Annotated in this window: 7 protein-coding genes and 1 pseudogene; 2 read left to right on the forward strand and 6 right to left on the reverse strand. The window is 71.7% G+C overall.

The genetic code is table 11. The annotated features are described in order from the left end of the window. Positions 1-521 (reverse strand): transposase (locus ABZ453_RS49175; RefSeq protein WP_359026335.1); only part of this gene is annotated, 521 nt, incomplete at its 3' end. A 433-nt stretch (positions 522-954) separates the two neighbouring features. Between ABZ453_RS49175 and ABZ453_RS49180 the strand changes: the two are divergent. Continuing rightward, positions 955-1308, forward strand: a pseudogene (locus ABZ453_RS49180) (HD domain-containing protein); the annotation flags it as partial. A 35-nt stretch (positions 1309-1343) separates the two neighbouring features. Here the strand turns inward: ABZ453_RS49180 and ABZ453_RS49185 are convergent. The 5 genes from ABZ453_RS49185 to ABZ453_RS49205 form a co-directional block, all read right to left on the reverse strand. Next, positions 1344-1592: a hypothetical protein gene (locus ABZ453_RS49185; protein ID WP_359026347.1), complete on the reverse strand. Its 249-nt coding sequence runs from the start codon at positions 1590-1592 to the stop codon at positions 1344-1346. Between the two features lie 225 nt (positions 1593-1817). Next, the gene (locus ABZ453_RS49190) at positions 1818-3473 is read right to left on the reverse strand and encodes a hypothetical protein (protein ID WP_359026337.1); all 1656 of its coding nucleotides are present in this window, start codon (positions 3471-3473) and stop codon (positions 1818-1820) included. 117 nt (positions 3474-3590) lie between these two features. Beyond that, positions 3591-4121, reverse strand: coding sequence for a hypothetical protein (locus ABZ453_RS49195; RefSeq protein ID WP_359026339.1), 531 nt, complete (start codon positions 4119-4121; stop codon positions 3591-3593). Beyond that, a complete protein-coding gene (locus tag ABZ453_RS49200) occupies positions 4118-6580 on the reverse strand; it encodes a hypothetical protein (RefSeq protein ID WP_359026341.1) in 2463 nt (820 codons plus the stop codon). Before ABZ453_RS49200 ends, ABZ453_RS49195 begins: the two co-directional genes overlap by 4 nt. Positions 6581-7321: 741 nt before the next feature. Beyond that, positions 7322-8476 carry a hypothetical protein gene (locus ABZ453_RS49205; protein ID WP_359026343.1) on the reverse strand — a complete coding sequence of 385 codons (1155 nt, stop codon included), beginning with the start codon at positions 8474-8476 and terminating at the stop codon, positions 7322-7324. 116 nt (positions 8477-8592) lie between these two features. Here ABZ453_RS49205 and ABZ453_RS49210 point away from each other — a divergent pair, with 116 nt between their 5' ends. Beyond that, complete coding sequence (locus ABZ453_RS49210; protein ID WP_359026345.1) at positions 8593-8838, forward strand: hypothetical protein; 246 nt, start codon at positions 8593-8595, stop codon at positions 8836-8838. Positions 8839-9372: the final 534 nt, after the last annotated feature.

Below are 9372 nucleotides of genomic sequence, written 5' to 3' on the forward strand. Positions count from 1 at the left end.
TCCAGCGCGGCCCGCACCGTCTCCCCGGCCAGCTCCAGCCGGTTCAAGTCCCGCACTGCCGCGAGTACATGTGTCGAGTCGGTACGCTGCTTGCCGCCGGCCTTGACCAGGCCCTTCTCCTTCAACGCGGCCAGCAGCAAGTCCAAGACGCGCTCCTCCAGGCCGTGCTCGACCACCCGGGTGCGGAACTCCGAGAGAACCGAGGCATCAAAGCCGACGTCCTCCAGTTCCAGACCCAGGCAGTACTTCCACGACAGGTCGAACCGGACCCGCTGAACGGCGGCACGGTCGGTCAGGTTCTCCGCCATCTGGAGCACGGTCACCATCGCGAGGCGCCCCGGCGACCATCCTCGCCGGCCCCGGCGGCCGAACGCCGCGGCGAACTCCGCATCCGCGAACAACGCACCGAGTTCGTCCCGTACCCGCATCGCCAGCGGCAACTCCCCACGCGCCGCCGCGGCCCGTGCGACTCGCGCCGTGAGCGCGGGGACTTCGGGCCATTCCTCCGGCCGCAACGACATGACTCCCACCCCAGAGGCCGGGAACGACAAGGCCGACCACCACAGTGCCAACAGCATCCCCACACCCCAGGACACGACATTTGGCCAGCAGGATCCACGGTGTGGGGAAAGGGTCTTAAAGATCTGACTGAACGCATGCGCTCCACGGGCTGACCCCCACGGGGTGGGGAGGCCGGCCGGTCAGTCCTGCGTACCTGCGTCGCCATTTTGGCTGACCCCCACGGGGTGGGGAGGTGGCCTCCGGGGTGGGAGATCGCCTGGCAACGCAGGGAGTGACCCCCGCTTACGGGTGGGGAGGGGGACGGGGTGGTGCCCGGATGGACTCCCACGGGTGGGTGGGCGGTGGCTCACTGTAGCGGAGGCGGGGTCGGGGGCGGGGCAGGATGTCGTGTAACAGGCCTTTCGTGGCGGGAAGTTGGAGGGGGCGCGGGTTATGGGGGTGGTGGAGGATGCCCGGTGGGGTGGGGTGGATCTGACGCCGTGGGGGAAGTTCGACCGGGGTGCGGGGGCGGTGTATCCGCTGTTGTTTCATCTGCTGGATGTGGCGGCGGCTGCGGGGGTGGTGTGGGACCGGTTCGTTGCGCGGGGGCAGCGGCGGGTGGTCGCTGAGGGGCTGGGGGTGTCGGTGGCGGAGGCCCGCGGGTGGGTGATGTTCGTGGCGGGTCTGCATGATCTGGGGAAGCTGTCGGCGTTTCAGGAGGGGGAGGCGCAGGCGTGGGCGCGGGTGAGTGAGGATTTGCGGGGGGATACGGGGGGCTGGCGGCGGATGCCGCATGAGCGGGCGTCGATGCATGGGGTGCTGGGGCTGCTGGCGGAGGCCGGCTATGGGGTGGATGCCTCGGATGGTGCGGGGGTGCGGGTGGCGCCCACCGGCATCTGCTGGCGGCCGCCCAGTGCACGCTCTACCGGATCGGGATCCACCGCCACCTCGGAGACGTCGACACCGCACTCGCCCACGCAGCCCGCCTCGACCTGCGGGCCCTGCCGACAGGCGATCGCCGCGCCCGGGCCGCCACCGACACCGCCCGCCCCCTGCTCGATGCCGGCGACAGCGCCGGAGCCTTCGACCAACTACGCCGGTCGAGGCCACCTCGCCAGGCGAGGCGAGTCGTCCCTCGGTGCGCGCACTGACCGCCAAGGTCGCCGCCGCCCGCCCCAACCTTGCGGGCTTGAACGCCCTCATCGACCGCACCGCACCCGAGCCCAACACCGGCTGGGTAGAGCGGTTGCGGCCCCGTACCGTACAGGTCCTCTGCCCGCCGAGGCCGGCGCCTGGACCGCGGGGAACCCCCGCGACTACTCCGGCCGTTCGTTTCCCAGGTAGCGCACGGCCGGGAAGCGCTCGGACAGGCGCATGATCACCTTGGCGTGCCCGTGCTCGGCGAGCTCGCGCTGGGCCTCCTTCATGTTGAGGATCTTGTCCATGGTGTAGGTCTCGGTGCAGGGGCCGAGGTCGATCTGGTGGTCGCCGAGGGTGAAGAGCATGGACTCGTATCCGGCGGTGAGACGGAACATGCCGCCGCGGATGTCAGCTAGTTGGTCGAGGCCCTCGGCGCTGATCACCTCCACGGACACGGTCTCGCCCCGCAGGACGATCTCCTCTCCGTCGAGTAGTGCGTGGATCTCCTTGACCTCGCGTACGTCCTGCTGGGTGAAGTCGTCGGGGACGGGGAAGTACTGGCCGGTCCTGCTCTGCAGCCGGGCCAGGTCGTCGTACGCGTTAGCCCAGAACCGGGCTTCGCCCGCCTCCCAGCCGGCCGGGGTCATGCCGGTGGTGATCGGGGCGCGCAGCCCGTCGCTGGAGTCCCCGGCGAAGACGAGCGCCATGAAGCGGCCAGGGCGGCTCTCGGCGATCAGTTGCAGCACCGGCACCAGGGCCGCCGGCATCGCGGTCTCGGGCGGCACGAAGGAGAACTTGAGCTGGCCGGACAGATCGTGCCGACTGAAGCGCACCTGCACCCGCATCAGGCCGGTCATGTCGCTTCCGTACAGGGTCCCGCCGTCCGTGCCCAGGACACGGTGCGTGAAGGCCACAGCCAGGGAGGCGACCGGGATACCGGAGGGCTGCTGGACGATGACCCGCCCGCGCAGCGGCGGCGTCACCTCCTGGCGGGGCGAGGTGATGCGCACGCTGGCGAGCGTGAGCTGATCCAGTCCGAGCCCTGCGGGCCCGGCCAGACGCGTCTCGGCGAGGTTGTCCGCCGTCAGTTCCACCTCGCCGCCGAAGCGCATGGTCTCCTCGAACTGGCGCCGCCGCTGCACCTCCTGTTCATCGCCGGCGGGGAAGCGGACGCGGCCGGTGAAGCGGATCGCCGTCTGCCCGTCGGGGGTGGGCCCCTTGGGCGTCAGGTGTACGACCGTCTGCCCGTCCGCGCCCAGCGTCGTGTGCAGCGCGTAGTGCGGGGAGATCTCCTGGGCCCGCGCATGCAGCGCGCTCGCCCGCTCGAGATAGTCGGGCAGCCCGCCCAGCAGCACGTCCCGCTCGGCGCGCGCCTCGGCGACCCGATCCAGGATGTAGTCGCTGGACTCCTGCAGCGCGTAGCGCACCAGATCGGGATGGGCGGCGAACTTTTCGTCCAGCCAGCTGCGCCCGCGCCAGTGCCGTACGAACGGGAACTGTTCGCGCAGCCCCTCGAACCACAGCAGTTCGGCGGGGTTGTGGTCGATCGGCACCAGGAGGTCCCAGTGGTCGGGCTGGTGGCGGGCCGCCGACACCAGCGAGCCCACCACCTGCCGCCGCCGGACCGCGGTCATGCGGCCGGTGAACGACTTCGCCTCGTAGACGACGAGTTCATCGTCCTCCGTGTCCTCGAACAGGTCCCGGCCGCCGTCCCCGCCGCTGCCGTCGACCGCCCGCGCTCTCTCGCGCAGACGCAGCACCAGCATCGTCACCAGTGCCTCGGACACCTTCGGGCTCTCGGCCGCCAGTCTGTCCCACGGAACTTTCACCACTCACCCACCCTACGAACGCCCACTGACACCAGAACCCCATCCGGCTGTCGCACCGCTCCTGCGTGTTGCCCGCTCGGGTCCCGGCAGACAATCCGCCGGGACCCGAGCGGGGATGGGTCAGGCCGGTGCCGCGGACCGGTCGCCGGAGCCGTCCGCGCTCGGGCGGGGAGGACCGATAAGGGTGGCCGGGTGCGAGGTGACCTGGGCGAGCCACTGCGCCGGGGTGACTACGGGCCATGTCCGCGGGCCCATTCGGCCGCGCAGCCCGATCAGGTCGGCGGCCCGGCCCTCGGCGGCCTCGATCGCCTTCGCCGGGCTGAACGGGTCGGCCTCCACGACGAACACCCCCGCGTAGACCCGGGCCCGCTCGGGATGACGGAAGTGATCCTCAAGCCGGGCTTTGACCCCGCTGCCGCGGTGCGCCTTGCCCAGCCACCGCAGCCGCCCCTCGGCGTCGACCGCCAGATACAGCCCGGCCAGCACTTCGCCGAGCGCCGCGAGGCTCTCGGCCCGGTGCGGTAGGAGGAGGCTGCGCGAGGCGGGCCAGCCGCCGCGCGCCAGGGGGCCCAGCGCCGTCCACGCGTGGCGCAGCACCCGCGCGTCGACCACCGGTCCGGCGACCGGCTCCGGGCAGCAGTCCCCGCTCACAGCGACATCACCGCCAGGGTGGCCTTGTCCAGCAGCGGGGCGATCTTCGCGCACTCCGCCTTGATCTTGTTGAAGTCCTCTACGTACAGCTTCTGCACCTGGGCCGGTTCCTCTGCGGCGCCGGCCTCCTCACGGGCACGCACAGCGTCCTCAAGGGTGACCAGGAGCCGGGCGATCTGCTCGGCCAGGGCGGCGGCGCCCACCGTGCTGCTGTCGACCACGGCCGACACTTCCATGCGCAGACGGGTCAGCCGCACGAGTGGGTCCTCGGGAATCTCCTCGGCGAGTTCCGCGGTGTCCTCGCCGCTGTTCTCGCCGATGTCCCCGTCCTCGGCACCGATGTTGTCTGCGGGTGGCTGCGGCCGCTTGGACCTGGGAAATGAGGTCAGGGGGAAGAGCGCGTCGAACCATTCCTTGTCGGCGAGGAGTCCCTCGCACGGATCGCCGTGTGCGTCGGGCGCCCAGAAGGTGCCCGGTGCCAGGCCGTCGCCGGCCGGGGAGTCGGGGGCGCGCAGCACGGACTCGGCGAACGCGAGCAGCAGCGCACGCGTGACGCCCTCGGGCGGGTTGGTGTAGGCCTCCACGAGCGACTGGACCGCGTTGGACGGCGCGCGCCGCACACCCTTGCGCTGCGCGCTGGTGAGTGAGCCCTGGTTGGGCGTGATGAACGGCTCGGCGCCGCTGATCATGCCGGGCACCAGGTGCCGCCGCACTAGGGCTTCCCAGGCCGCGGGGTCTCCCTGGCGGCAGGCGGTCAGCAGCGAGGCGAGGCTGCGCGCGTCGGTGCGTACCCCGAACTGCACCTCGGCCCTGCCGAACAGGCCCTCGACGGCGGCGAGGGGGCCGGGGCGCAGGAAGTGCTGGGCGACCACGGCCGCCCAGATCTCCGTGCGCCGCTTGGCCTTGTCCCCGTTCCTCTGCGTCCAGGAGGCCTCCTGCAGGGCGGCGCGCACCACCGGCCAGTACCGGCCGGTGGGCATGTGCGCCCGGGCCGACAGGCCCTCGGGGCGCGGCGGGACCGGCGGGAACACCAGGACGGTGGCACAGCGGATCGCCACGTCCCGCAGGGTCATGGGGCCCACGTCGTCGCCCGGCGGCAGCAGCACCGTGAGTTCGTTGAGCGCCCGGGCCCCGACCAGCGCGTCGGCGATCGCCTCCTCGTCCAACTCGCTGGCCGCGATGCGGCCGTGGGCGACCTCCTGGGCCAGCAGCTCACCCAGCAGCCCCTTGGCCCGGTAGGCCTTGACCAGGGTCGACCACAGTCCCAGGGAGCGGTCCATGTCCTCGTAGTCCAGCTGGCCGCGCAGGTGCTCGTGGACGTTCAGCTGGCGCAGCGACTCCTCCAGGCGCTCCGGCTTCTTGGCGCCGACCACGATCCGGGCCGGCACCTGCGCGATCCGCGCCGCCCGCTGCGCACGCCCTTCAAGATCCTGGTCGGGGTCGGCGTACTCGGCGTTGAGCAGGGAGCTGATCCGGCGCAGGATCTCGCCCAGACCCCGTACGACCATCCGCCGGTTGTCCTCCTCCCCGGGCAGTCGCAGCAGGGACTGCGGCACACCGGTCAGCAGGTGCTGGGGCGTGATGCCGAAGGTCTCCAGGCGGGCATCGGTCCGGTTGGCGCCGGTGGCCTGCTGGCCCCGCCAGATGTGCCGCCGGGATCCGTCCTGGTCGATCACCGGGGTGCGCTGCAGCACGACCACCGTGGAATCCCGCTGGCCCTCCTGCACCAGGGACTCCGCCAGGTCGTAGGGGCGCTGCCGCGCCCGCTGCCGCAGCGTCTCCACGGCATAGCGCTGCACCTCGGCGGCCACCTCCGTGCGGACGGCCTCCGTTGTGAGCGCCGCGAGCGGGATCCCGTCCTCGGTGACGGCCCGCACCACCGGCAGCGGGCGCCGCTTGCCCAGCGTCTGCTCGCACACCTCCAGCTCCCGCCTGGCGCGGGCCAGTTCCTCCTCGGCGGCCTCGACCGCGGCCGCCGCCGCGCTGTTCTCCGCCGCCGTCGCGGTTGGGGACAGGGTCCGCAGCGCCGACCGCGCCCGCTCCAGTGCGACGGTCCGCACGGCCACCGACCGCTGCTGGTCGACGAGTTCCTCCAGCCGCTGCTGGTTCTCGGCGGAGGGGTGCAGCCAGGCGCTGCGCGTGCGGTCGTTGTTGACCCAGGGCAGCGTCGCCGCCCCGTGCAGCTTCGCCTTCAGCACCAGCAGCGCCCCGTCGGTGTCGCGCTGCTCGACGTGGTAAGCGGTGGCGCGCAGGAAACGGCTCTCGCGCCGGCGTTCGGTGACGTGCTTGGCCTCGCCCTCGCCGAGCGCCGGCGCGAGAGCGTCGAGCACGGCCTGCTGGGGCACGGGCGCGAAGCCCTCGACCCCGCAGGTGTTAACGATGGCCTCGTAGAGGTTCAGAGCCCAGGTCGGGTGGGTGGGATACGGAAAGGGCCCCTCGGGGGCCTTGCGGGCAGACATGAGAAGCAGACAGTCCTAACTCCCGGAGCCCTCATGGCCCCGGGCGCGACCCAGCGCATCCGGCGATGCCGAATACGGCACGCACCCGGACCGCAGGCACTCCTTCCACGGAGCACCGGCGAGGGCCGCCGCCACCGCCACGCACCTGCGGCGCGTACCGGCGAAGACCGTCTGCCTCTTCGAGTCCACCACCGGAGACTGTGCGCGCCACCGGAACATCACCACTGCAACACCATCAATAGTGGGCAGTTCCGCGGCGTACGGCTCACGCCCCCTCCGCCGACGGCGGTACGGGGCTGGCAGGTCATTGAGACCACTGACGTGCCCTAACAGTCTGTCAGACCCAATGGAAATCAGACAACTTGCATGCAAGACGCGCATAGAACCACAAGATCACCAATGTGCGGATGCCTGCTCACATCCACACCGGCCAGTCAACCCCGCTGCTCCCACTGGAGATGCCGCATCGACAGATGCGGCATCTCGCCCTCGGCAAGCACCCGAGCGCGTTGGCCGCATGCCGCCCTGCACTGCGGCGCACAGGGGGCCTTGGCGCCTCGCCGGGTGTCTGTGGCCTGCCCTGTTGGGCGGGTCCGATACCCGACAGAGATCTTCCTCGGGGCCTGGAGGACTCGCCGGGATCAACGAGGGGCAGGCCCTGCGGGCACGGTCACCTCGGTCACCCCTGGGGCGCCGACGAGTGACCTCGGCACGGGGACCACCGTGACCGCCGAACCGAGGTCACTCGTCGGCGCCGTCCAGGCCGAGGTCGCCTATTTCGTGGACGCGGTTGGTCCAAGCCTTCATGAACGCCTTCGCCCCGCCCTCCTCCGCGCCGGGCAGGGACAGTAGCCCTTGCCCGGCACTGATCTGTTCGTCGATCAGCTCCTCCATCCAGGCGGCGAGCGCGGCCATCTCGGGAGACAGGCACATCACCAGTGCGTGGGGGACACCGGACGGCTTGGCCATCTGAGGGACGAGCAGGGCGATCAACAAGGCGAACCCCGACTCGTCGACCCTCGCCCGCAGCCGGGCGAGGAAGGGGCTGTCGGGCATCAGGAACCCATGCATCACGTAGAAGAAGCCGACCAGAGTGAGGACCCGCACCACACCCCGTGCCGCGGCCATCTCCTCCTCACCGGCGGCCTGGAGGCGGGCGAGCGGGTCGACGAGCGCCCCCGCCTCGATCCAGCTCTCCAGGGTGCCCTCGCTCTCGGCCCTGCGCACGGACTCCGCGGCCGGAGTCCAGTCCACACCGGGCATCAGCGCGGCGAGCGCCTCGACGAGCGTCTCGCCCCCGACCTCGCCGGCCCCCATCCCGGCGGCCGCGGCCAAGCGCACTACCGCGCTCCGCCGCTCGCGCTCCGGGCTCGGCCCCCACCCGCCCGCGGGGTCCTCGATTACCCGCCGTACTTCGTCCGGGTGCGGCAGCCCGGCCGGACCCCGCCCCACCACCCGCCCGGCCTCCGCGTAGAAAGCGTCCTGCGCCTCCTCACCCCCGCCGCCCGCAGCCCGGGCCTGCACCACCACCCGCTGGGCGTGCGAGCGGCCCACCGCCCACACCAGCGCCTCCCGCACGGCTGACCACGGCGGCTCCGGCACCGCCAACTCCCCGGGCCCGGCCGGGAGTCCGGCCTCGGTGTACCAGGCGATCACCGTCCACCGCAGATCACGCCCCGGCCGCGCATGCCGTCCCAGCGCCGCCGCGACGGCGACCGTCTCCTCGGCGAGCACCGACACCGACCCGCGCCCCCGTCCCAGCCACCGCCGCGCATGCCCGGGCAGCAGCCCCGCCCCACGCCACCGCTCCAGCTGCGCCGCCGACACCCGCACCCCGAGCGCCGCCAGACGCTCGATCAGCTCCTTGTCCGCCGTGCTCGGCACCCCTCTGGCCACCACTCCAAGTTAGAACCCCGCGAGGTACTCGGAAAACGCAGGTCACGTACGCGCTGAACTGGGCAGACAACCGGGCCCCGGCCAGGGCCCGCGCACCGCGAAGGAGCCGTCCGCCCATGCCCATCCGCACCCGTCAGCGTCCCGCCCGTACGGCCACCACGGCCGCCGTGCTCCTGCTCGCCCCGACCGGCCGCACTGCCCTCACCTACGCCGGCACCGCCCTCCTACTGCTCCTGGCCCTCGCCGTAGCCCTCGCTCTCGGGGCCGCCTATGCTTCCCGCCCGGCTCACCGCACCGCCGCCCGCCACACACTCCACCTCCTGCTGCGCCTCGCTCCCTGGTACCCCGACCGCCCGCAGTAAGCGGGCGAGGAGCGCCGTGCCCCCGGCGGACGGCGAGCCGCCCAACCACGGCAAAGTGCCTGCGCCGTTCGTTCCGACGCAGCGAACCGCGCCGCCCCGGCCTCGATCGTGTGCGGAGGTGCCGCGGCATTGCACCAAGGCCGTCTGCACCCCCGGCTCGAAAACGGAACAGCGACGGGGGGAGACCCCAAACTCGAATCTTCCATAGTTATGAAGACAAGGAAGCACCCCACCCCACCACTTGCCGGGTCACCTATCTGATGAGGCATCAACAGGAAGTCAACAGACCGCACGACCCTGTCCGTTAGCCAGCCAGAGGCCGGCCACGGAGTGGACGGCCACTCAACTCACCTTGACTACAGTCAAGTTGTATAGAAATTACGCTGTCAGGCACGATCGCGGAGCGATCGGGACCACCACCCCTGATCCGCGGAGCGGATCAACCGGTCCCGGAGGGACCGGACGTCTCCGCGGAGCGGAGACGGGTACCGACGCGTAGCGTCGGCGCGTCGTTCCTGCGGAGCAGGACGCGCG

The sequence above is a fragment of the Streptomyces sp. NPDC005799 genome (assembly GCF_040630525.1).
Taxonomy (GTDB): Bacteria; Actinomycetota; Actinomycetes; order Streptomycetales; family Streptomycetaceae; genus Streptomyces; species Streptomyces griseorubiginosus_B.